This window comes from Pseudophaeobacter leonis, assembly GCF_002087335.1.
Lineage (GTDB): Bacteria > Pseudomonadota > Alphaproteobacteria > Rhodobacterales > Rhodobacteraceae > Pseudophaeobacter > Pseudophaeobacter leonis.
Genome location: NZ_MWVJ01000034.1, coordinates 22,926 through 44,304, shown reverse-complemented (window position 1 = coordinate 44,304; position 21,379 = coordinate 22,926). Strand labels below are relative to the sequence as shown.

Genomic DNA, 21,379 nt, shown 5'->3' with positions numbered 1-21,379 from the left:
CCAGACATCCCGGCGATATAGACGCCATCAAGGATTTGCGGTGAATGCTTGTCAGCTATCGTGAGCCGCGTGCCCATCTTGGCGAGACCAACCGCCGTGCCGCGCGACCCATTCGGGCGTTGATGCCCGTGCATCCCGCATTCAATGCCCCCGCTATCTTGGCAGATCACGAATGAGCCGCCCATTGGCACGAAATCAATGCCCTCAAGCTCACGTGCATCCTCATTTTTGAGAGCCCACCGGCAAAGATTGAACCCCTCAACGCCCTCGCGGATCGACCGCAAGAGGGAAAGGTTGCACTCATGCCAATACTCAGCGTTGCCGGTATCCATCCGATCAGCATCGCGGCGCGCCCATTGCATCAAGCGATCATCATGATTGCTTTCAATCATCACCGTGCGGCAGGTTTCGCGTTCAATTGCGCGCAGGAATTTCGCACCCTCGCGCACTTGCCAGCGGATGCCGGAATGCCCGTCGGCATCCATCCGGGCGAGATGGATCGGATCACCATCAACATGGCGTGAGGCCATTTCAAACGACATCAGGTCATGAATAAATTGATATTCAGGACGCAGAACGCTCATCAGGCTATCAGCGTGATTGCCCCAAAGCGCCGCAAAGACATCATCGGCAAGGCTTGGAATGTGAATGTCACCAAACGTCACCGCCTTAACACGGTTTCCCGTGCTGATCCGCCCGGCGCGCACGATAGTATCCAGGTCTTGAAACGCCCCGTCATTGGTTGCCGAGATCTGGCGAACCCAAGCGCTGCCATCCTCGCGCGCCTCAACAATTGTGGCCCCCCAAAACGTGATGAAACTCAGCCTTGAGCCCGGCCTTTTTCTTCACATAGTTTGGCACCGTGCAAGCGCCCGTTGTCATGACCGATGGCACGAATTTTCCGGGCATCTCTGGCACGCTTTCAAAGGCAAGCTTGGCGTGCGGGAAAACCGCCGTGCGCCCCTGGGCATAGGTTGTCAGGCCGCTCAGCGGGCGCACCGCCGTTGGCAAAGTATTCATTTCAGCGCAGAACAATACCGGCCCGCAATCCATCGGGTCAAAGCGCAAATGAGGCAAGACCTCGCGCGCAAATTGAGCCGTTCGGGTTTGGTGAGCGGTATAAAGCGCGTGATTATAGGTGAAGCCACCAACCACAACCTCAGCGCCGACATGGCGCGCATAGGCTTGCAGGTTTGACCAAAAGCGCAAATGCACATCCGTATCATCCTGCGCGCTTGTCAAAATCCAGCGCCGCACCTCGCCCTTGCGGATCGCAGCAGCGGGCGCACCAGGGCGAGCGAATAGATCCCAATCAGGCATGAAATGATCATCACCGCGAGCCTCAGCCTCGCCCTGCGTCTTGAGGAACCCGCGCACCATGCGCTCAGTTGTCTCATAGCCCTTTTGCGTGAGACTGCGCGCCGCCTCAGGCACGCAAGAACCCTTGCCGCCGCGCGGATCGCGGAACGGGTCAAAGCCATTCCTCAACGCCGCCTCAAGGGCATCTTTGATCCGCTGCGCGCGGGCCGGGTCTAGCGCCCCGGTCTTGCGTTGACTTTTCATTCTGATTTCCCACCCTTTAACCGCCGGATGCGCCCATAAAATTGCGAGGCGTCCGTTAGGGCCTGCACAATCAAATCATGGCGCGGCGCGGCGTCGATCTCTGCCGCAAGCGCGCGTTTAAAATCCACCGTGTAGCGGGGCGGCTCAGGCACCGCCGCCGCATCAAAGACAGCCCGATCCACCCCGCCGCAGGCAGTCAAGAAACTCAGAGCTGCTAGGGCGAGGCCCCGGCGCAGATCGCTTGATTGCATCTTTCACCTCTTGGATTTGCTGCGCGTCCAGATCCCGGCGCAGATCATCCACCGCATCAGATCGCTCACGCGCTATAAACGCCGCCACGGCACCCCAAAGGGCGAGAGCGGCCACCACAATCAAAAACGCCCGCCGCAATACAGGGCGGGCGCTCAGGGCGCGCAGGGCGGCAAAGGCCGCGCCGATCATTTGCGATCAACGCGGCTCATGCCCGCCTTGATCAGCGAGCGGGTGCAAAGGTCATGCTCAGCCTTGCGACGATTGACCAAACCGGGCACCACCCGGCCCCCCGCCCGGTTCCAGCGCAACAGCTCATCACAAGCCCCGAACAGATCGCCCGCGTTTGCCTTGCGCACTGCCGTTGAGCGACACGCCGCGCCGGTGCCTACATTGTAAGACCAGCTCAGGAACGCGACCCCTGCGCCCTCAGGCATTGGGGCATTGAGGCACTTGCCGAGCCCAACCGCGTATTGCCGCAGCTCCTTATCAAGCATCGCCTCACATTCCGCCGATGTGTAAGCATCACCGGGCTCAACGCCCTTGGTTTCGCCATAACAAACCGTCCAAATCCCAATGACATCCTGATATGCTTGCGTGCGCAGCCCTTCCCATTGCGCCACAAAGGGAGAGGCAGCAATTGCGAGAGCCGCGACAGCCCCGGCCAACGTGCGTTTGCGCACCCGCATCGCGCCGCTTTCACCCTCCCTGAAACGCTTGAGCGCGCCGCTGATGGCCGCTTGCTGGATCACGCGAGCGATCACCGCCAAAGCGCTCACCAAAGACGCGAGGGCGGCAAAAACGACCGGATCAACGCCGAGCAATTCGGCATCAACCAAGCCAAAGAACACCGGCAGCGCCGAGAGGATTGCAGCAAGCACCATCAAACGCACCGACCATGCGGCAACGAAGATTGAGCGCCAGTTTTCCACAAGTTTCATTTGTCATTCCTCCAAAACAAAAAGCCCCGCAAAAGCGAGGTGATTTAACGTGTCAAAATTTGATTTTCCGCCTCAGCCTTAGCTCAGGACGTTAAGGCTCAGAACGCCGCGTCAAAGGCCGCGACTACATCGAACCCGACCAACTCCCCATCAGTCAGCGCCGAGACCTGCATATCCACAGCGCGCTCAGCCGAGAAACACGCCTGAACATGCGCGGCCACTACCTGCGCAATCGGTGTAAACGCGGCCAGATCAAGAGCCATCCAGCCGGTGACCGCCTTCCATTCCACCGAGGACACAAGGCCATCTTTCAGGGCGCTATAGGTGCTGCCGATCTGCGCCTGTGCTTCGCGGGTTGTTTCGATCTGCGCGCCGCCTAGGGTCACGCCGCCGGTTTCAACAGCCCAGCGATGCGCCGCCAGTTCCGCGATCAACTGCGCCCGCAGCGCGTCATGCTCTGCTGTAATTTCCTCTGGCGTCTTGTCGTGCAGCACCCAGTCACCATCGCCCCAGGTGACAAACTGATTGACGCCGGGGGCTGGCTTGGGATCGACCGCGACAAAGCCAGCATCGGCAATTTCTTCCGGCGTGAAGCTGGCCGGATTTGTGCGGGTTCGGCCATCAGGCAGACGAATGCGGAATGGCATGGGGGCAGGCTTCGCGCCGCCTTTCGTAAATAGGGTCATTATGGGTTCCCAATATCTATTGATGTGGCAGTTACGGTCACGCCATCCAAACTGGGAAAGTCGCCGCGCCCCCAAACAATATTCACACCGCCAGGGGCTGCTGAACCGGCCAGCATCGTGCGCGCATCCTTGGCGGCAATGGTGATCTGATAGGCCAGCCGCGTGACTGCATTCGCATCGCTCGCATCCGTCCACTGCAAGGTCACATCCACACCGTTTGCGCCATCCACATTGGCAATCTGCACCTGCAGGATATGGCGCACCTTGCTTGCAGGCACGGTAAAGAGATCAGCGGCAACCGTGGTCAGAGGAACGCCGATCACGTCTGGAATTGGGTTTGTCATGAGTTATGATCCTGTCCAAAGGGAATGAAGGCGGCTGCGGCGGATCGCAAGTGTCAGCCCGTCAGTTTGAATTGCCGTGTCAGCTTTTCCGCCCTGTGCAGCCGTTGCGTAGTCCACATCGCTGAAATCTGTGATCTGAGATTTGGTGTGAGCGTGCGCGGTTGGCGCGCGGGCGTCACTCAGACGGCTGTCATTTCCTTTCACCACCTCACCAGCGGCGGCAGCCTCAACCGCAGACTGAGCGGTCAACATGGTTTCAGCGCGCATGATGTCGCGCGCCGCATCCGGGGAGATCCCAGCGCGTGCGGCGTAAACCCCGGCATATGCCCCGGCCATCACGTCCAGCTCAGCAGCAGAGGCGGCAAGCGATAGCAGGGTTGCCATATGCGCCAATTGAAGGATCATGGATGAGCATCAGAGAGCCCGCCGACATTTCAATTCGATCCGCCGCCATGATCATCAGCGAGGCGGCAGAATGCGCATTCCCGGTGACTTTCACCGTGACCATTCCGGGGTGAGCCTCAAGCGCCGCCCGGATCGCCTCGCCCTCAGAGGGCATCCCGCCATCCGAATTGACAACAAGTGTGACATCACCCTGCATCCCGGCGAGGGCAAAGCAGACAAAATCTTAAGTTTTGACCCCATTTCGAGCGCCTTGATCACTTCGGTCTGAGTTCCCCGAGGATCTGGCTGGCGCTCCGTTGCTGTTGCTGGCTATGATCAAGCCAACATTTGGGTTCGGCGAGATAAGGGCATGATGAGCATGAACTATTACTGGACGAAGACCTGGGGTGCCCCCGATGTTCCTGAATATGATGGCCTCGCACTGAGCCATGAGGGATATCGCGCCAAGATCCTTGAGTACATTCAGCCTGGCGATATCGTGCTCTACTTGACCAGTGACGCGAAGGAGGCGGATCCAAAGTTGCATGGACGCCTTGCAGGTGCTGTCCAGATCTCGGATCCAATCGAAATCATCGACATTGAATTCCGGCGTCCCGGCATCAAAAGGCCAGCCGAACACTATCGTAAGGACGGAAAATTCCGCTGGCCATTTGGAATTGCTATCTCGCGATCATGGAAATTCATTGATCAGGTTAGTAACAACGTACTGATCCCCGACCATGCCGACTACGGAATGCAGGGCGCTGCGACCATTCACCCGATGTCTCATGATCAGGTCGCCCAGCTTCATGTCCCTGCAGGTACGCGAGGTCATAAAGGATGGTAGAGCAGAACGGCTTCCATTCGCGGGGTCACTGAAACGCCCATGGCACCAGAAGGCGGGTCCCCGTGCAGCGACCGTGATCGATCCCGGACGTGAGCTCTACATCGCTTGGATCGCTGATAGCTATGGTTTGACCTACAAAATTGGCTCCGGCAAGGCGTCTGAGCGTGTGGCAGAGTTGAACAAGTATCGACGTGGCTCCCTTGGGGAGATGCTCTGGTCAAAGCAATCGAGCTACGAATTTGACAGCGTCGAAGGTGCCCGCGCCGCGGAGGACTATATTCTTGTTGAAGCTAAGACCGCTGGTCATGGCTCAAAAGACCATAGCGAGTTTTTGGTCGGCATCTCAAACAAAGATCTGAACCTGCTCTATGGCAAAGCCATCGAAATCGGTGTGGCGAAGGATCAGGAAGTACTAGCGAGTCGGAAAATGTTAGGCGACAAGCCGGTAGAGCAATTCAGTTCCTAACGCGAACGGCCCGCACCTGCCGTCAATTCCCAGCGTATCATCATGCAGGAGGTGAAATCCAGAGGCGGGTCCCAGCAGGTGCATAAAAGGAACCGACGCGCGGGCATGGACCCGACAAACGTAAATTAGTTGATGCGTCATCGTTGACGGAATCAAAACGCCCCCATTTCACGCGCCTTGATTCCAATATAGCAGCCATACAGTTACGAGGATTACGGCATTATGGGATAACATCATAAGCTCCAAGATTATCTTGAAGTGGAAAACATCCCGCCTCAAACCTACTTACTGGCGACAGTCTCTGGCGCAGCCCACACCCTCCTAGCAATATTGGTGTATAGATCACCTCTTTCTGACAGCTCAACTTTTCCAAATTCCTCGTAGGCGGAGAGCTTAATCTCGTCAAAATCTGTCATTAAGACTCTAATTCTCGGGTTGTTTTCATAAAAATTCGCCGTCAAACTTTGAGTCAAAATATTCTCCGTTCTGTACGCACCAAGCTTTTCCCCATAAGGCTTGTCCTGCAGGGATCTATTTCGTGACCTCGGAAGCAGCACAAGTGCACCGATTTTATTTCTTAGTAATCCGTATTCAACTTCATCGTTGAACGGATTAGTGCTATGGGCCGGGGATGCGCCAAAGGGCTTCGGGAGAATGTGCTCAATGTCATAAGTTTTGACGCCCTTGTCGCGTGCCCAGTACGCATTGAAATCGCTTTTTCCATCCTGATTGTAACCCTCTTCTAAGAAGCACGCTATCCGAGCCAAGACAAACAAAAGGTCAGATCTATCAGAGTAACTGTACTCCAAATCAGGCAGTTTATCGATTGTCGGATAGTATATCTTCCATTCACGCGCTGCATATTCCCTCAGCTGCCCTTCATTCATATTCCTAACGTCTTTTGTTATGGAAAATGCAAGTTCTTTGATGTTGTCGTAAGTATTACGCTTTCCTTCAATTACTCGACTGGTTAAAATCAAATCTAGCAACTTTGAAAGGATGTAAATTTTATTCTTCCAAACCTTGGTGGAGTCATTTTTATCTATTGCAGATAAAAATATCATTGATTGAGGACCAAACCTTCGGATGGCATTGAAGTAAACCGACTCAAATCCAGGAGTCAGATTTTCTTCCGCATCTTTAATGAACATGTAAACTTTAGCAAAGTTATGGATGTCAACTCTGACAAAATCAGCAAAGTCATCTGCAACCTCCAACCCAAGATCCTTCAGGTTGTCATCAAACCATCTATGGTAAGCATCGCCGATTATGTCAAAATCACCAGGCTCCGATCCTCTAGATTTACCTCTAGTTGTACTTGCCCATTTAGACCTAAAAAGTGTTCGGACGAAAAGAGAATCCTCTTCTGGATCATACTCCTTTAACCTCGAGAAGATGTTTGTCCACTTTTCATGGCAATCTGCCGTTTCGGTGTCATTTACAATTCTAGACAAAATCTGCCCCTTGAGGAGATCGATTGGAGAGAGGCGAAGGCCACGATCGTTCATCGTAACGAACACGCGATGAGCCTCGCTCTCCGTTTCAACTGAGATGTCAATAATAAGAACACGTTCAATTACATAGTCAGTGAAATATTCAATATTATTGACATCTCCTCATCGAGGCCTTCCTGAATAGATCGGAGCGCAGAAACTATTCTCTTGTCGCTCTCATTGGTCTCATCAATATCAGATACTGCGTCCAAAGATTCTTCAAGATCCATATCCTCGTTGAGGAATGTATCAAATATTGACTTTCTCTTTTCACTAAACTCTATTGTGTAGTCCATCTCTCCAAAGGCGACTGAACCTATCAATCCAGAAATATCTGTAATTGTAGCAGGTGAGCTGCTTCCAAGCTTCTTGAGGAAAGCCAGCAGAATAAATATTGACGTTAACCTTTGCTGTCCGTCTATCAAAGGCTTCTTGCCGTCTTTTGTGCCGGCTGTAATAATTGAGCCCAGAAAATAGGGCGGATACGTCGCTACTGCTTTGCGGCCAATCTCACGATCAAAGTTGAGCAGGAACGCCCCTTGAATATCATTAATCAACTCTAAGAAGTGCCGAGATTCCCATTTGTACTCCCGCTGAAAATACGGGAGGGCATAATGCTTTCCAAAACACGTTTTTATGGTTTGTGTTGCTGTTTGAACGTCAGACATGAAACTCTCTGCTCTTTGATTACATGGATCGTTTAGCACGAATGTAGATGATGTCCTAGCTCGTGATTTGGCTCACGATGATCCTCGCGCTGACCCGCGGTACGAGTGTGTCAGTCGCGCCGCGCCGATGGCAGATCAAGAATTTTTACACCTTGTTCGAGTAACTACTTCTGAGAATGCTACTTGGCAGGGCTCGGTCTGGTTGGGCCTCAGAGAGGGGCCGATCATCCCTGATACATGGGCTGTACCGTCGGGACTTTGCAAATGTCGCTTGCTGCGCATAGCTGACCTCGGTGCGCAGCGCAGCATGTGGGTTTCCGTCTGCTAGGGCTTGAATGGCCGCTTTTGCCTGTCTGGTACGGAACCTTCGCAGACGCAGCTAAGGTCCGCAATCCGCCCCTCGTGTCGATCAACGCGAACGGCCCTTAGCAGGCATTGGCAATCGCCTTTTTGCTTTCCTGAAGGCGGTCATTGATGCAGGTCCTAGGATTTCGCGCGAATTTGGATTGGCACCCTATGACGCAAGGGTATCTCGCGAGAGGAAGGCAAACAAAGACCCTGTTCTGACATTATCCAGTGAACAGGTGACGCAACACAGCTTGGGCTATGTCTAGGGTGGGAAATGCCAGCAATAAATAACCGACAACTCCGCACACAGCCGATGATATGCGGGCTGGTCGATATGTATGCATCATTCCGAACCACCATTCTCTAGCCAGGAAACCAATGTAGTCACCATGTTTCGAGAACATCGCCATTCTGGAATCAGGCCTATACCCTGAAACCAATGATTTTTTCGAGCGATTTTGTCCTAAAACAAGCCAGAAAGCTTCTGTTCGTTCCTTCCAACTCTCTGAGTGAACGTTCTCTTCCAACTTCGCGAGTTCATAGACGCTGTAGCGTTGCCTGACGATCTCGGAAAACTCCAAGTCGTTTTTTGAGATCTCCAGAACCTCAGGACGAAATACTCGATAGATCGAAAAAGAGATTAGCACTAAAAGGCTTCCGAGGAACACCAGCCGAAGCTTAGTCAGACCATCTAGGATAAAAGGCGACCTGTCATCTTCGCCAACGCCAGCTAAGGCATTGAATGAAGCCATTCGGACTATTTCGTCGTTAAACAGGATCAGATACCCGGCGACAGGGATCAGAGCCACGACTCGGGTGAAGTCGTTGTTTGCGACCCCTTTCACGAAATCCCAACGTACTATTTTCCAGTCCATGCTAGGCTTCGTTGTAAAATCGCACCTCCTTAAGAACTTACGGCACTGTACTTGTTCTTGAGCTGATTGCCAGCGTGTACGAAATCGGCCCCCACCTGCCGTTGGCCAGATATCCAAGTGCTGCGTTGCAGCTTCCCCGAAGCAGCCGTTCAACACATTGTGCAGCATTTTTGTTGGCCAGAGGCAACAGTGCGGACTAAGTCAACCTTGGGAAACGCGCCCCAATGAGGTATCTAACACAAACCCATGCTCATAATATTGGGTCAGTTAGCATGGAGCACAATTCCGAGTGAAACCCGCCCTTTTGTTTCTTGTACTTGTTTTCTGGATCAGCAGTTGGCTTCCAACCTCGCTGGATAAATGGGCGCTCTTTTCTAGCTTCATCTGCATACTCGGGCTATTCGCGGCACTTTTTGCCCAAAATCAAATCAAGGATCGCCGTTGGCCAGCAAAGACGCTACTGGCACTCGCAGTCCTTGTTCTGATTGGCGGAGCGTTTCTCGCTATTGTAGCATGGGGCTTGGGAACATCGGTGGATGGGGTAATTACACTATTTTTCGTCGTGGGATCTGCCGGTTATCTACATATGATTGCTAAGATTATTACGCCCGGACAAGTTTCGAATGTTCACTTTGGTGCAGGGTTCTTGGTTCTGTTTCTTCTTGCAAGTTGGTCCTGGGTTTCAGCGGTAGGCATGTTCGTTCATCGTGGAGCATCTGGCAACACCGATGAGGCGTGTATTCTGGTGCCCAAACCCATTCGATATGACACCGAATTAGGCTCTATCTGGGAAATGCGTCTTCCCCAAGTTGCGACGAGTAGAACAGGCCCGACAGGCACAGTCGTTTTGGATTACCACGCTATTCTTGTTGTACCAGGTAACGAGCGGACCGAAGTTTACAACTGGTCAAAAAGGCAAATGCGCTTCGAAGTTCTCGACACAAAACGAAATCCATATCTACCAACTGTATGTCCATAGATCCGTCAAAACGGGCTCACAGCGGACTTGCGGCGGTGCAGCGTGTGGTTTTCACCGACACTCTGTAGCCGGTCTGATCGGCACACCTGGTTGATTGCTGTCAGCCCAAAGCGGCTTTGGCGCTTCAGGGATAAATTGACATTGCGGACGTTCATGGTGTTATTTCCTAGCGACAGCTTGGCGGGGCGGTTTCAACGGGTCGACGCAACACTTTAGTCTTTATAGAAAGATGGAGTGTAAATCATGGCCTATCGCCGCAGACATTTTTTTACAGATAAACAGAAGTCAGAGATTTGGGATCGTTTGCAACGCGGAGAGTCGATGAGTTCGATTGGACGTGGATTTGATCGTGCATCATCATCTATTTATCCGCTGCTGGCGCGCACCGGTGGTATCCGCCCGTTAGATCGCATGAGGTCCCGATTGGCTCTGAGTTTGGCTGAACGTGAGGAGATATCACGAGGGCTTACTGCGCAACTATCTGTGCGATCAATTGCAAGATCCTTGAAACGGTCTGCGTCGACCATCAGCCGCGAGATCCGGCGCAACGGTGGTGCCAAATTTTATCGTGCGGCTCAATCAGATGCAGCTGCGTGGGACCGTGCCCACCGCCCAAAGCCCTGCAAATTGGAAGGCAATGTCTATCTCTGCCGCGCGATATCGGCCAAGCTGACGCGTAAATGGTCCCCGCAGCAAATCGCAGGCTGGCTGATGCGCGAACATCCCAATGAGGAAGACAAACGGGTCTCACATGAGACGATCTACCGAAGCCTGTTTATCCAGAATGGTGGCGTACTTAAGAAAGAACTGCTGTCGCACTTGCGGGAGACGCGATCCATTCGTCGCTCTCGCCACGCCACCATGAAGCGCAGCGGCCTTGGCCAGATCAAGGACACTATATCGATCCGACAAAGACCGGCGGATGTGGACGAACGTGCCGTGCCAGGCCACTGGGAGGGCGATCTGATTGCGGGTTCCGGCAACAGCTTCATTGCCACGTTGGTCGAGCGACATACGCGTTATGTGATGCTAGCCAAAGTTGGCAACAAAGACAGTCACAGCGTTATTCAGGCGCTGATCAAGCAAGCTCACAAGCTACCAAAAGAACTCTACCGTTCACTGACATGGGATCGTGGAAGCGAGATGGCGGGGCACAAAAAGTTTACCTTGGCGACTGATATCGACGTCTATTTCTGTGATCCGCGATCACCGTGGCAACGCGGCACGAACGAAAATAGCAACCGTTTGCTGCGACAATACTTCCCAAGGGGCACAGATTTGTCGATACATAGTCAAGCAAAGCTGAGTGCCGTCGCAAGACAGCTAAATGAACGACCTCGAAAAACGCTAGGATATGAGACACCAGCCGAGCGTTTCAATGCATGTGTTGCGTCGACCCGTTGAAACCGCCGGATCAAGCCGACATTCAGTTGTGCTGATTTCTGCGATGATCACGTACTCAACCAAGGGGAGCGCCAATGATCTGTTCCAAAAGGATCAGCTTTTTCGCCACATTCAGCTTGATCTCTGCCTCTGTCGCCCATGCTGCCGAGCAACGGGATCTCGGGGGCTTCATGCTGGGAGAAACGTTTGAAGCGGCTCAACAGCGCGCGTTAGAACAAGAGTGGAAGCTCGTGCCGCTTTCGGACAGCTTGCCAGGGCAGTGGGTTGTTGAGGGGGAGAACCTATCCCTGTTTATTTGCAATGGGATAGTTACTTCAGTCCTAAAACAGTTGCAAGGCGAGCTAGAGGAGTTCACGGCGCTCGTCTTCTCGATGCAGTTGGAAGTTGGAAAACCCGACATCCAAATAACGAACCTTCATTCTGGCATAGGAACCATATCGACGATAGATGCACGTTTCGAAACAGATAATGGTGGAGCCACCGTTCAGCTGCAAAGTATTGATGGAAAAAGAGGTTTCTCGGTAAATTATTGGATCGAAGGTGAATGTCACTGAACGCCAGCGCCTCACCTTTCTTTCGGTGTTCCATGGTTTCATTCCTGGCGTTAGCCGCATCTTTGCCTAATGGCGGCTTTGGTTCAATCGCCAAACTTTGCAAACCCCGCTTCCTGCGCTCAGCCGACCTTGATGCGCTGCGCAGCATCTGGGTTTCGCTCACGCTGGGCTTGAATGGCCGCTTCCACCTTTTGGAACCAAAGCTTTCGCAAGTGCAGCTAAAGTCCGGAATCCGCCCTTTGTGCGGCTCATCAAGACCGACCCATTGCTAACTTTCGCAACGGTTTTGGCCTGCAGAGGTTTTCTGCCGATAGCCGAAATCTTTCATGCGTGCCATGATTTTTGCTTTGTGATCCCAGATTTCATGCAATGACTCAGAGTTGTATCCAACGCGAGCGTCGCTTAAATCATCTGTACAATTTGTAAGTGGAGCTAAAACTCATGACTGATAACCTCGAGAAAGAGACGTTTTCCTTTCAGACCGAAGTTGGTCAACTGTTGGAAATTGTCGCGGGTTCGCTCTATTCCAATCGGGAAGTTTTCCTGCGTGAACTGGTGTCCAATGCGTCAGACGCATGCGATAAACTGCGCTATGCAGCCCTGACAGATACCAGCCTCGCCCCGTCGCAGGACTTGGCTGTCACGCTTGCGATTGATGCCAAAGCCGGAACATTGTCGGTTGCGGATAACGGTGTAGGCATGAGCCATGCCGATCTTTTGGAAACCCTTGGCACGATTGCAAAGTCCGGCACTGGCGCCTTTATTGAGGCGCTCAAGGCTGAAGAAAAAGATCAGGTTGGCCTGATCGGCCAGTTCGGTGTCGGTTTCTATTCTGCCTTTATGGTGGCGTCTCAAGTGGATGTCGTCACCCGCAAAGCCGGTGAGGCCGAAGCCTGGCTCTGGTCATCGGATGGCAAAGGCGCGTTCACCATTGAGACGGCACAGCGAGACAGCAGTGGCACCACGGTCACCTTGCACCTGAAAAAGGATGACAAGGAATTCGCAGAAGAGGCCCGGATCAGGCATATCATCAAGACCTACTCTGACCACATCAGCTTTCCGATCAAACTGGGTGACGAAACCCTGAACGCAGCTGAGGCGCTCTGGATACGGCCTGCACAGGACATCACCGAAGAGCAATATGCTGAGTTCTACCGCCACAGCTCGCACGCGTATGATGCGCCGTGGCATGTGATTCACAACAAGGTCGAAGGAACGCTCAATCACACGAGCCTGCTCTTTGTGCCAAGCGCCCAGCCCATGGATCTGTTTGATGCTGAGCGCAAAAGCCACGTACAGCTTTATGTGAACCGTGTCTTTATTTCTGAGACCACGACTGACCTTATTCCGGCTTATCTGCGCTTTTTGCGCGGGGTCGTGGACAGTCAGGATCTGTCACTGAACGTCTCGCGCGAAATGCTGCAAACCGACCCGAAACTCGCGAAAATCAAAGCGCAGGTTTCGAAGAAAATTCTGAGCGAGCTGAAGAAAAAGGCCACCAAGACGCCGGATGACTATGCGCAGTTTTGGGGCAACTTTGGCGCAGTTCTGAAGGAAGGTCTGGTCGAAGATCCATCCCTGCGCGATCGTATTTTGGAGATCTGCCGCTTTAGGTCCACCCGTGACGGGGCGCTCACCAGTCTGTCGGGCTACGTCGAGCGCATGAAAGAGGGGCAGGAGGCGATCTATTACATCACGGGCGAAGATGCCGGCAAACTGGCTCAGTCGCCCCATCTGGAGGGGTTCAAAGCCAAAGGCGTGGAAGTGCTGCTTCTGTCGGACCACGTCGATGAATTCTGGCTACAGCATATCACTGAGTACGAAGGCAAAACCCTTAAATCCATCACCCGCGGTGCCGCTGACCTGGATCAGGTAAAGGCCGAGGAGTCGCCAGAAGATCAAGACAAACCTGAAGAAGCGGATCTCTCCGCGCTCATTGCAGTCATCAAGGTCGAACTGGGCGAAACCGTCAAAGACGTGCGCCCCTCCAAGCGTCTGACAGAGAGCCCTGTTTGCCTCATCGCGGATGATGGGGATATGGATGTGAACCTTGAGCGCCTGCTAAAGCGCCACGGCCAGTTGCAAAACGGCGCGCCGCGCGTGCTGGAACTGAATCCCAGCCATGCCATTGTCGCCAAACTGGCAGAGCGTGCCAGCGCTGAGGGTGCCGCCTCTGACGATCTCCTGAGCGACGCGGCCCACCTCCTCTTCGATCAAGCCCGTATCATCGAAGGGGAAACGCCAAGCGACCCGTCCGATTTTGGCCCGACGTCTAGGTAGTATCATGGCGCGCGCCTTCGGCGCTTGATCCTGGTTAAACCAAAGAAACAGAGGCGCAAATTCGCCTCTGTTTCGCGCATGACCTCTACCTGCCAAGCCAGTTGCTGCGCACCTCTTGCGCAGGCTTTCGACACAAAGTGCTGAAATGACATTGAACAACAGCCGACCAAAGCCAATCGCCCACCCACGCCGTTTTGTGCTGACGCTCATGCAGACAGCGGGTTTTTTTGGACTGCGACCGCGTGATCCGTCTCAAGCTCCAAGAAACTCTACTTTGCCGGTTTGAACAAAAAACCCCGCTTTGATCCAGCGCGCCCGTATCTCACTGCCCTCGATCCAGGATTGCCGGATCGCATCGACATCCGAGCCAAAGACATCAGCCACGGCGGTAAGTGCGCTTGAGACATCCTGTGCTGCGGATAATGCGCGCAGGAATACAAAGTGTGGCTTAGAGAGTCGCACGATCGTGGTTCTGTAGTCCAAGCGCAGCACGGCGAAGTGATGTTGCAGTTGTGACGGAAGCTGCGGGTCGCCATCGCCACGCACCGCATGAAAATAGGACGCTACGTCAACGCATAGGCTGCCACGGTCAGGCTGGGTTGCACGGCCAGCTTGCTATCTGGAGTCTCAAGATCAGCCAGCTCTAGCCCACCGCCCTCGACCCCCTCGCAATCGTAGGCGACGTAGACTTGTCGCTCAAATCGGGTCAAGTCGATCAGGAAATCAATCCAAACCTCTTTCTGGCTTGCTTCCTTGTCTGGGCGTTGGTCTTTTAGAAACCCGGCGAAGCGCCGTCCAAGATCATGCAATGTGTAACTTTCTGGCGGCAAGGCCGCGACGTAGGTCTCGACAAAGTCGTTGAACAGAGGCGCGCCTAGCGCGTGGCACGTCGCGGGAAACTGCTCGCGCATGCAAGCGGCGAGGCGCAATGCGTAGCTGCGTTGGTAGATCGACAGTGACTGAGCCGCGTCAAGGTAGGCCATCGGCGTAAGGTGGTCCGCCACTGCGGCCTGAGCCTTTCCGCCAGGCTCCAATAGCGCGCCAAACATCCAATTCTGAACCTCGGTGAGCGAGGACATATACCGCTAAGCCCCGTCCACGCGGTGCGAGACCGTGCCGATTTCTGGAACGAGGAACTGCACTGGGTTCGACACATTGGTTGGAAGGGCGGTTACGCGCTCTGCAACCAAATCCTGGAAGGGGCCGTCCCTATAGGCCTCAGACTTCAAAAGCTCGGCATGACATGTCTCGAAGTTGGGTATGTTGCCGGCCCTCTCCAAGAGGGTCGCGGCACCACCCGTCATAGCATAGGCCGTCGCATAGAGTTGCCACACCTCGGGCCGCACCGGTTGGTCATGGGTGTCAATGATATGCGTGCCCAGGTCCGTGTGGCCCGCCAGATGCATCTGGATGACGCGGTCCATTGGGAATGCGTCAAGATAGGCCGCCGGATCGGTGCCTGCGTTCACGCAAGACACATAGACATTGTTGACGTCCAAAAGCAGACCGCAGCCAGTGCGGCATGCCAATTCGCGCAAAAACTGCGGTTCTTCAATCGTGGTGGCCTTGAACCCCACATAGGTGGACGGGTTTTCTAGAATGAGCGGCCTGCCAAGGAAGTCCTGGACCTTGTGCACGCGTGCGGCGATATGATCGAGCGTCTCGTCGTTCAAGGGCACAGGCAAGAGATCATGGCTGTTAAAGCCCATGACACCGGTCCAGCAAAGATGGTCACTGACCCAGGCTGGCGAGACCTCGGAGGCCAAGGTCTTAAGTCGGCTGAGGTAGTCCATATCCAGCGGATCGGTGGACCCGATGGACATGGAGACGCCATGCAAGACCACCGGGTAGCGCTCTGCCACGCGATGCAGCACGTCGCGCGGTCGGCCGCCGCTGTCCATGAAGTTCTCCGAGATCGCCTCGAACCAATCGACCTTGGGCCAGTGGTTCAAGATATGCTCGAAATGGACATTGCGCAGCCCAAAGTCCCAGTCCAAGGCGCGGCAACGATGCCAAGGCCTCTTGCGTGACGGATTGCTGCGTCACCCGCAACTGCCGCCGCCTGACATTCCGCTGGACCCGCAGGCCGCAAAACTGTCCTTTGTGCCATCGGGCACAGTCGTGATCCAGGTATAAGTTGGCCCGTCCGGGAACTCGGATGGCTGAGGCTTCAGCTTTGGCTGATCCGTGTCGGCGCCTTGAGCCTTGCTTTCGAATTTGTCCTGGAACACTTCACGCGCGCGATGCCACACGCTTGTGCCGCGATAGGCCCCGGTGGTGATGAAGCGCTCTGCGTTTATAGGCGTTGCGCATGACCCCATCGAGCGACAAGCATTGTCGCCGGGTTTGGACAGCTCGCTCTCGGAGCCATAAAGTCCACAGCCACCCTGGTTGGAGCAGTCGTTATTAGTATGGCAAGAGTGCATCTGCGTTGTCGCGCAATAGCCCTGGCCGGCGCAATCATTCGGCGCGAAGCCGGGTGCGCCATCCATGCCGAACCGGTCCTGACCCGCGCAGCTATTAAGCCCCATGCAGGCATGCAGCTCTTCGCCCGGCACTGGGACCCGCTTGAAATCCTGGGATGGGATAAACATTGGGGACTTTTGGCTCGGGGTATTGCACGAGTTCCCGCCACCGCTGGTCTTGCTTCCGCAACTATTGCTCATTTTTCAACCTCCGTCCCTGTCTCAGTTCTGAATAGCTGGCAGATTGCCTGACCAGTACTTGGCCGTGTCCGGCAAGTGCGTCGAGTGTCTGCCGTCGGGGCTTAGCTGACGAACCGTACGATCCACCAATTGTTGCACGCGTTCCGCCTCGGCTCCGGGGCTTAGCACTTTTGCGGCCGCCGCAGCCTTCCTGCCCAGTTCCTTCAGCGAATTGAACGCGTCCTGCCGGGTGCCTAGGCTTAGGTTCTCGAACGTGGGCGCACACAGCTTGCCCTTGTGCGGACCATGGGGCATCGCCGGAAGCTCGCGCATATACTGTATGTATTTATCCATGACCCAAGATCATCGACCTGTGCAGTGCCTCGTTAAAAAAGAGATGCTGTGGATCAATCTGCCCCTCGACCTGATCCTCACCATTGGACGGCACCAGGTAGATTGTTTCAGACAGGATCAGCATGTATTGGAAGAGGCCTGACAGAAAGTCATTTATGTCAGAGTAATGCTGCGGGTACTGCGCAGAAACGGGGCTGTTGGGAAAGTCATAGACCAACCCACCAGAGATCAGCGCATCGGCGCTGTAGTGCTCTTGATCTGCCGCGTCTTCCTTCAACTTATTAATCGAATCCTTCATCCACGGCAATGACCCGGACATCATGGGCAGCTGCTCCACCGAGCCTGGGAAAGCCGAGAACCGCGACTGCAGTTTGAGGAACTTCCAAAAGTGGCTGTCCTCTACGCTGTAGTTGCGCCATGCGCCGTCCTTGTCGTCTTGGCTGCCCGTTTGCTCGCCGGTCGGCTCTGATGTCGGTGCCTCTGGTAACCCGTAACCCTCGCCTTGTTCGCAGATCGTTTCGAGCGCAGTGAAGGCCTCTTGTTTGGAGGTCACCGGGATCAACTCTTCGTCGTCTTCCCAATCCGTGCCATGTCCACCGGAGTGGCTATCAGGCTCGTTCATGTAACCCGCTACATAGGCTGCGTTGGGTAAGGTACCTTCCGCGGGAATAGCCTTGGCGTCGCATGGTTTCGGTGCTGGCTTGGCCTGACTGAACGTTTCTGACGGGTATATCGTGTCGACATTGTTGGGCGCATAGTTGAACGCCTGAATCTGACAGGCGGCTTCCCCTGCTTTGAAGTCCTGGTCTGTGATGTGAGAAGACGCAATTAAACAGCGAATGTAGGAATAGAACTGACCGATCGAGTTCCAGTTCTCGTCAGATGGCCAGCCAAATTCCTTTAAGAACGCGCCATATTCATCCCCGTCGATAGTGTCTTCCGTCAACGCGCTTAAGCGTTTGTCGAAGGTCTCATAGACCTTGGCTTCGTCCACAATTTCAACGCCGACTGGCTTCATCGGGTATTCGATCTGCAGGAAGTGCCACATCTGTTCAAAGCTAAAGCCGCGCAAGGGAATGGGGGTGTCGCCACCCGTCTTGCCACCAGGCCCCGGAGGGCCGACCGGATTGTGGTGCGGCAGTATGGTCGGGTAAGTCTCTGGGGCATTCATGTAGAGCTTGGGCGGCTTGCCCGTCAGTGCGAAGTAGATGTTGCTGGACAAGGACATGTGCAGCATCTCTTCAACCGCCACAGACATGATTGCAGCACCTGCGTTATTGGTGAACTTCGAGCTGGGTTTGAGGTCTTTTCCGTTGGTTCGTGTCCGATTGATCGAGTAATATGTATAAAGGTAAATCGGGATCGTCGCCAGCTCGACCGCGATCGCCGCTTGCAAGTCAGCCGTCAGCCGTGTCTTCACCTGATCGCTCGACATGGTCAAATTTATCACAAACACCATAAACGTCTCAGAGGGCGAAAGCTCTAGTTGCTCCTCTGCTGCGCGCGCATCTTGCCACGCCCTTGTTATGTCGTTCAAAGAAAAATCCTTTCCTCTATTGCGGGCTTCTCACGCGACGCATGGGGGGAGATACGGTCGGGGCAATGACTGTCTCCCACACACGTGTCACTGGCAATATTCACTGGCAATATCTCGGATTGTCACCGACTAAAAAAATCAACTCAAGGTAGTTTTACAGCAACGCATTTCCTTTTCAACAATAATTTTCCTAGGTTGCATGCATCGCAACACGCAATTCAACCCTCATCCGATTGCGCCCTGATTTGCCTATTCACGTCTGGTCGTATGACTTTGCAGACCACAGAACAGACGATGGCAGGGCGTTCAGGACGCTCAATATCTTGGATGAGCATAGCCGGGAACGTCTGGCAATCCGGGTGAAGCGCAAGCAGAACTCAACCGAAGTTTTCAACGCGCTGACAGACCTGCCCCACTAGAACCTCAACCTGGCGTAGCTTAATGACAATCTCTTCGGGATTGGGTCTCTTAATGGCCACCGTTGGTCCTCCGCTTTCCTAACTATAGGCGCGGGCCACTTCAAAGCGGGTAGCTCAATAATCCATAAACTTTCTTAGACCGGATGTTCGCGGCGGCCATATTTCTGTGTAATGTCCACCTCTTCACCCAAATCCATGGCAGCGCGATAGCCGCTTTGTACGGCAGCGGCGATGATATGTGGCGCTTCGGCGTCCCCGATGCGGATCAGGGATTGCACCCCGGCCTTGGCCAAACCAACCCCCATGTCACGCAGCCCATCATAGAAGCCCAGAACCGGTAAGCGACGCGTCAGTGGCATCACCGCATCACATGTTAGCGCACGACGTTCCCCTGTCAGGGTGCACTCCAATATAACCTCTCCTTGGTTGGCCTGAACCAGTAATGTGTTGGTCACCACCTCAACCCCTGCCTCAATCAAAGCCGTGTTGGATTGATAGACTTCGGTGGTCCATTGGCCCCAATCACAGGGTCGCCCCGCCGGAGTAACAAGAGACACTCGGTGGCCATCCTTGCGCAGCTGCAGCGCCAGAACCGAACCCAGATAGTAGTGATCGTCATCATAGATCACCAGATGATCCGCCGTGATCTTCGCGCCTGCCAGCGCGGTTTCTGCGCTGATCACCATACCAGGGGTCTCCGCCTCGAGCCCCGTGTCGGAATGGCGTCCTACCGTATCGCTGGCCCAGCGGGCACCAGTGGGCCAGCGATCACATGGGATACCCCAAGGTCAAAGACGTCATGCGCCTCTAGCGGGCTTTCGGGATAGACTTCAACATTCGCCAGCTTGCCGATCTGACCGACACGCCAATCGCGGACCCGCCCCCATTCACGCATCCCCGGCAGCCGGGATTCACAATTGATCCGCCCGCCAAGTTCACGACTGGCCTCTGCCAGGATCACCGAATGGCCCCGTTCGCCCAACACCCGCGCCGCCTCAAGCCCCGCAGGACCGGCGCCAACCACCAGGACCTTTTCGGGTTTGCGGCTTGGGACTACTTTCTCAGGGTGCCAGCCCTGACGCCATTCCTCGCCCATGGTTGGGTTTTGGGTACAGCGCAGCGGCACCCCCAGTGAGTCATGCGCATAGCAGATGTTACAGCCGATACATTCGCGGATCTCGTCAGATCGGCCCTGGTCAATTTTGTTGGGCAAAAACGGATCGGCAATCGACGGGCGTGCTGCCCCGATCAGATCCTGCCCACCCTGACGCAACACCTGCGCCATGGTGTCCGGCGAGGTGAACCGCCCCACAGCAACGACGGGTTTTGTGGTGAGCCGTTTGGCCCGCGCAATCTCATCGGTAAACGACGCCTCTTTGACAAAACGGCTGGCCCCCATCTCGACGCCGTAATCCGGCACCACCAGGTCCCAAAGATCCGGTAGCTCTGCGAGCATGGCAAAAGCGTCATAGCTTTCAGCATCCTCCAGCCCTACTGAAAACCGGGTGGCGACGGCGCATTTGTGGCCGACCGCATCTTTGGTTTCCTCGATCAGCTCGCGCACCAGCCGAATGCGGTTTGCCAAGGAGCCACCATATTCATCGCTGCGCGTGTTGTTCACAGGATCCATGAATTCAGAGAGCAAATAGCCGTGCGTGGCGTAAACATAGACAATGTCGAACCCCGCATCCACTGCCCGAAGCGCCGCGTCTCGGTGCCATTTACGGATGTTGCGAATGTCTTCACGGTCAATCTGGCGCGCCTGTCCCGGATGTAGCACGGTGTAGTCCGTCTGCGGTCGATTGCGCAGCCCAAGTGGCGCCAGCCGGGTACCAAAATTGGTCACCATGCCGCCACCAACCCAGAGCTCTACCCCCGCCAGCGCGCCATGTTCATGCACGGCCTCGGTCATCAGCCGGTTGGCGCGAATGTCGTCTTCGTCCCACAGGGCAGCATAGGGATAGCTATCGTTATCCGATGTTGGGTGGATCGAGGAGAACGCGGTATTGACCACACCCCAGCCGCCCTCAGCCTTCATCCCCCGCATCGCCGCCACTGTGCGGGGTCGTCGCCAACCCATCCCGAGCAATGCGGAACCTGGTAAAACCGGTTTTTAGTGGTGACGGGACCGATCTGCAGTGGCTGGAACAGAATGTCGTGGCGGGCGTCGCGCATAAATTCTCTTTCTGCGTGCTTGGCTTAGCTATTGTTTATTTGAGCGCTCAATTAAATTTAGTCAAGAGGGAACCCGACCTAACCTAGCCCCAGGCCTGAAGAGCGAAACAAAATGCCACGGCCCTATCCAACTGGGAGACACCGATGAAACACCTAAAGACAGCAGCA

26 protein-coding genes and 1 pseudogene are annotated in these 21,379 nt (G+C 54.7%); 8 read left to right on the top strand and 19 right to left on the bottom strand.

From position 1 onward, the window contains the following. The 8 genes from B4968_RS09555 to B4968_RS26125 all read right to left on the bottom strand — a co-directional run. The coding region (locus B4968_RS09555; RefSeq protein ID WP_206601089.1) for a hypothetical protein at nucleotides 1–584 on the bottom strand (584 nt) is incomplete at its 3' end. A 202-nt stretch (nucleotides 585–786) separates the two neighbouring features. Continuing rightward, on the bottom strand, nucleotides 787–1,563 hold the full coding sequence (locus B4968_RS09550) for a hypothetical protein (RefSeq protein ID WP_083098506.1): 777 nt from the start codon (nucleotides 1,561–1,563) through the stop codon (nucleotides 787–789). After that, nucleotides 1,560–1,814: a hypothetical protein gene (locus B4968_RS09545; protein WP_139792703.1), complete on the bottom strand. Its 255-nt coding sequence runs from the start codon at nucleotides 1,812–1,814 to the stop codon at nucleotides 1,560–1,562. Before B4968_RS09545 ends, B4968_RS09550 begins: the two co-directional genes overlap by 4 nt. A 186-nt stretch (nucleotides 1,815–2,000) precedes the next feature. Next, on the bottom strand, nucleotides 2,001–2,753 hold the full coding sequence (locus B4968_RS09535) for a lysozyme (protein ID WP_083098499.1): 753 nt from the start codon (nucleotides 2,751–2,753) through the stop codon (nucleotides 2,001–2,003). A gap of 98 nt (nucleotides 2,754–2,851) precedes the next feature. Continuing rightward, a complete protein-coding gene (locus tag B4968_RS09530) occupies nucleotides 2,852–3,439 on the bottom strand; it encodes a DUF4376 domain-containing protein (RefSeq protein WP_083098497.1) in 588 nt (195 codons plus the stop codon). Next, the gene (locus tag B4968_RS09525; protein WP_083098495.1) at nucleotides 3,439–3,783 is read right to left on the bottom strand and encodes a hypothetical protein; all 345 of its coding nucleotides are present in this window, start codon (nucleotides 3,781–3,783) and stop codon (nucleotides 3,439–3,441) included. The genes B4968_RS09530 and B4968_RS09525 overlap by 1 nt, the downstream gene beginning before the upstream one ends. A gap of 3 nt (nucleotides 3,784–3,786) precedes the next feature. Next, nucleotides 3,787–4,188 carry a hypothetical protein gene (locus B4968_RS09520; RefSeq protein ID WP_139792701.1) on the bottom strand — a complete coding sequence of 134 codons (402 nt, stop codon included), beginning with the start codon at nucleotides 4,186–4,188 and terminating at the stop codon, nucleotides 3,787–3,789. Then, complete coding sequence (locus B4968_RS26125; protein ID WP_161492566.1) at nucleotides 4,130–4,342, bottom strand: ATP-dependent Clp protease proteolytic subunit; 213 nt, start codon at nucleotides 4,340–4,342, stop codon at nucleotides 4,130–4,132. Before B4968_RS26125 ends, B4968_RS09520 begins: the two co-directional genes overlap by 59 nt. A 204-nt stretch (nucleotides 4,343–4,546) precedes the next feature. Between B4968_RS26125 and B4968_RS09510 the strand changes: the two genes are divergently transcribed. Together B4968_RS09510 and B4968_RS09505 are read left to right on the top strand one after the other, a co-directional pair. Next, nucleotides 4,547–5,014, top strand: a complete 468-nt coding sequence (locus tag B4968_RS09510) for a hypothetical protein (protein WP_139792699.1) — start codon at nucleotides 4,547–4,549, stop codon at nucleotides 5,012–5,014. Between the two features lie 73 nt (nucleotides 5,015–5,087). Continuing rightward, on the top strand, nucleotides 5,088–5,480 hold the full coding sequence (locus tag B4968_RS09505; protein WP_083098487.1) for a hypothetical protein: 393 nt from the start codon (nucleotides 5,088–5,090) through the stop codon (nucleotides 5,478–5,480). Between the two features lie 281 nt (nucleotides 5,481–5,761). On the opposite strand, the gene B4968_RS09500 is transcribed toward B4968_RS09505, so the two are convergent. The 3 genes from B4968_RS09500 to B4968_RS09495 form a co-directional block, all read right to left on the bottom strand. Then, the gene (locus B4968_RS09500) at nucleotides 5,762–7,000 is read right to left on the bottom strand and encodes a GmrSD restriction endonuclease domain-containing protein (protein ID WP_206601088.1); all 1,239 of its coding nucleotides are present in this window, start codon (nucleotides 6,998–7,000) and stop codon (nucleotides 5,762–5,764) included. Between the two features lie 56 nt (nucleotides 7,001–7,056). Beyond that, nucleotides 7,057–7,641, bottom strand: a complete 585-nt coding sequence (locus tag B4968_RS23805; RefSeq protein WP_206601087.1) for a DUF262 domain-containing protein — start codon at nucleotides 7,639–7,641, stop codon at nucleotides 7,057–7,059. Nucleotides 7,642–8,210: 569 nt separating this feature from the next. Then, nucleotides 8,211–9,032, bottom strand: coding sequence for a hypothetical protein (locus tag B4968_RS09495; RefSeq protein WP_241525662.1), 822 nt, complete (start codon nucleotides 9,030–9,032; stop codon nucleotides 8,211–8,213). 121 nt (nucleotides 9,033–9,153) lie between these two features. On the opposite strand from B4968_RS09495, the gene B4968_RS23040 reads away from it, so the two are divergent. From B4968_RS23040 to htpG, 5 genes are all read left to right on the top strand, one after another. After that, entirely contained in the window at nucleotides 9,154–9,843 is a 690-nt protein-coding gene (locus B4968_RS23040) for a hypothetical protein (protein WP_139792697.1), read from the top strand. 243 nt (nucleotides 9,844–10,086) lie between these two features. Further along, nucleotides 10,087–11,247 (top strand): IS30 family transposase, encoded by a 1,161-nt coding sequence (locus tag B4968_RS09490; protein ID WP_083098483.1) that lies wholly within the window; start codon nucleotides 10,087–10,089, stop codon nucleotides 11,245–11,247. Between the two features lie 74 nt (nucleotides 11,248–11,321). Continuing rightward, nucleotides 11,322–11,801, top strand: a complete 480-nt coding sequence (locus B4968_RS09485; protein WP_083098481.1) for a hypothetical protein — start codon at nucleotides 11,322–11,324, stop codon at nucleotides 11,799–11,801. After that, nucleotides 11,792–12,073 carry a hypothetical protein gene (locus B4968_RS23035; protein WP_139792695.1) on the top strand — a complete coding sequence of 94 codons (282 nt, stop codon included), beginning with the start codon at nucleotides 11,792–11,794 and terminating at the stop codon, nucleotides 12,071–12,073. The genes B4968_RS09485 and B4968_RS23035 overlap by 10 nt, the downstream gene beginning before the upstream one ends. 169 nt (nucleotides 12,074–12,242) lie before the next feature. Beyond that, nucleotides 12,243–14,081 carry a molecular chaperone HtpG gene (gene htpG, locus B4968_RS09480; RefSeq protein ID WP_139792693.1) on the top strand — a complete coding sequence of 613 codons (1,839 nt, stop codon included), beginning with the start codon at nucleotides 12,243–12,245 and terminating at the stop codon, nucleotides 14,079–14,081. Nucleotides 14,082–14,333: 252 nt separating this feature from the next. Here the strand turns inward: htpG and B4968_RS23030 are convergent, their stop codons facing one another. The 6 genes from B4968_RS23030 to B4968_RS09455 all read right to left on the bottom strand — a co-directional run bounded on the left by B4968_RS23030 (nucleotide 14,334) and on the right by B4968_RS09455 (nucleotide 18,617). Continuing rightward, nucleotides 14,334–14,543, bottom strand: a complete 210-nt coding sequence (locus B4968_RS23030) for a hypothetical protein (RefSeq protein WP_139792691.1) — start codon at nucleotides 14,541–14,543, stop codon at nucleotides 14,334–14,336. A gap of 101 nt (nucleotides 14,544–14,644) precedes the next feature. Then, a complete protein-coding gene (locus tag B4968_RS09475; RefSeq protein ID WP_083098479.1) occupies nucleotides 14,645–15,160 on the bottom strand; it encodes an HvfC/BufC N-terminal domain-containing protein in 516 nt (171 codons plus the stop codon). A 6-nt stretch (nucleotides 15,161–15,166) separates the two neighbouring features. Then, entirely contained in the window at nucleotides 15,167–16,078 is a 912-nt protein-coding gene (gene bufB / locus B4968_RS09470) for an MNIO family bufferin maturase (RefSeq protein ID WP_206601086.1), read from the bottom strand. Nucleotides 16,079–16,123: 45 nt separating this feature from the next. Next, entirely contained in the window at nucleotides 16,124–16,675 is a 552-nt protein-coding gene (locus tag B4968_RS09465) for a hypothetical protein (RefSeq protein ID WP_083098477.1), read from the bottom strand. 93 nt (nucleotides 16,676–16,768) lie between these two features. After that, nucleotides 16,769–17,080, bottom strand: a complete 312-nt coding sequence (locus tag B4968_RS09460) for a hypothetical protein (RefSeq protein ID WP_083098475.1) — start codon at nucleotides 17,078–17,080, stop codon at nucleotides 16,769–16,771. Continuing rightward, on the bottom strand, nucleotides 17,073–18,617 hold the full coding sequence (locus B4968_RS09455; protein WP_083098473.1) for a ferritin-like domain-containing protein: 1,545 nt from the start codon (nucleotides 18,615–18,617) through the stop codon (nucleotides 17,073–17,075). Before B4968_RS09455 ends, B4968_RS09460 begins: the two co-directional genes overlap by 8 nt. Nucleotides 18,618–18,844: 227 nt before the next feature. Here B4968_RS09455 and B4968_RS09450 point away from each other — a divergent pair. Then, nucleotides 18,845–19,027: pseudogene (locus B4968_RS09450) on the top strand (IS3 family transposase); the annotation flags it as partial. Between the two features lie 143 nt (nucleotides 19,028–19,170). Here the strand turns inward: B4968_RS09450 and B4968_RS23800 are convergent. Then, complete coding sequence (locus tag B4968_RS23800) at nucleotides 19,171–19,722, bottom strand: hypothetical protein (RefSeq protein ID WP_206601085.1); 552 nt, start codon at nucleotides 19,720–19,722, stop codon at nucleotides 19,171–19,173. Between the two features lie 41 nt (nucleotides 19,723–19,763). Next, entirely contained in the window at nucleotides 19,764–21,074 is a 1,311-nt protein-coding gene (locus B4968_RS25190) for an oxidoreductase (RefSeq protein WP_206601084.1), read from the bottom strand. Between the last annotated feature and the right edge of the window lie 305 nt (nucleotides 21,075–21,379).

Bases quoted from the DNA above. Each gene is read 5' to 3' on its own strand.
- B4968_RS23805 (WP_206601087.1), bottom strand. From the start codon at position 7,641: ATGTCTGACGTTCAAACAGCAACACAAACCATAAAAACGTGTTTTGGA.
- B4968_RS09485 (WP_083098481.1), top strand. From the start codon at position 11,322: ATGATCTGTTCCAAAAGGATCAGCTTTTTCGCCACATTCAGCTTGATC.
- B4968_RS09545 (WP_139792703.1), bottom strand. From the start codon at position 1,814: ATGCAATCAAGCGATCTGCGCCGGGGCCTCGCCCTAGCAGCTCTGAGT.
- B4968_RS23035 (WP_139792695.1), top strand. From the start codon at position 11,792: ATGTCACTGAACGCCAGCGCCTCACCTTTCTTTCGGTGTTCCATGGTT.
- B4968_RS09520 (WP_139792701.1), bottom strand. From the start codon at position 4,188: ATGATCCTTCAATTGGCGCATATGGCAACCCTGCTATCGCTTGCCGCC.
- htpG (WP_139792693.1), top strand. From the start codon at position 12,243: ATGACTGATAACCTCGAGAAAGAGACGTTTTCCTTTCAGACCGAAGTT.
- B4968_RS09475 (WP_083098479.1), bottom strand. From the start codon at position 15,160: ATGTCCTCGCTCACCGAGGTTCAGAATTGGATGTTTGGCGCGCTATTG.
- B4968_RS09495 (WP_241525662.1), bottom strand. From the start codon at position 9,032: ATGCTGCACAATGTGTTGAACGGCTGCTTCGGGGAAGCTGCAACGCAG.
- B4968_RS09550 (WP_083098506.1), bottom strand. From the start codon at position 1,563: ATGAAAAGTCAACGCAAGACCGGGGCGCTAGACCCGGCCCGCGCGCAG.
- B4968_RS09525 (WP_083098495.1), bottom strand. From the start codon at position 3,783: ATGACAAACCCAATTCCAGACGTGATCGGCGTTCCTCTGACCACGGTT.
- B4968_RS23800 (WP_206601085.1), bottom strand. From the start codon at position 19,722: ATGGTGATCAGCGCAGAAACCGCGCTGGCAGGCGCGAAGATCACGGCG.
- B4968_RS25190 (WP_206601084.1), bottom strand. From the start codon at position 21,074: ATGAAGGCTGAGGGCGGCTGGGGTGTGGTCAATACCGCGTTCTCCTCG.
- B4968_RS26125 (WP_161492566.1), bottom strand. From the start codon at position 4,342: ATGCCCTCTGAGGGCGAGGCGATCCGGGCGGCGCTTGAGGCTCACCCC.
- B4968_RS09510 (WP_139792699.1), top strand. From the start codon at position 4,547: ATGAACTATTACTGGACGAAGACCTGGGGTGCCCCCGATGTTCCTGAA.
- B4968_RS09535 (WP_083098499.1), bottom strand. From the start codon at position 2,753: ATGAAACTTGTGGAAAACTGGCGCTCAATCTTCGTTGCCGCATGGTCG.
- B4968_RS09465 (WP_083098477.1), bottom strand. From the start codon at position 16,675: ATGTTTATCCCATCCCAGGATTTCAAGCGGGTCCCAGTGCCGGGCGAA.
- B4968_RS09490 (WP_083098483.1), top strand. From the start codon at position 10,087: ATGGCCTATCGCCGCAGACATTTTTTTACAGATAAACAGAAGTCAGAG.
- B4968_RS09460 (WP_083098475.1), bottom strand. From the start codon at position 17,080: ATGGATAAATACATACAGTATATGCGCGAGCTTCCGGCGATGCCCCAT.
- B4968_RS09530 (WP_083098497.1), bottom strand. From the start codon at position 3,439: ATGACCCTATTTACGAAAGGCGGCGCGAAGCCTGCCCCCATGCCATTC.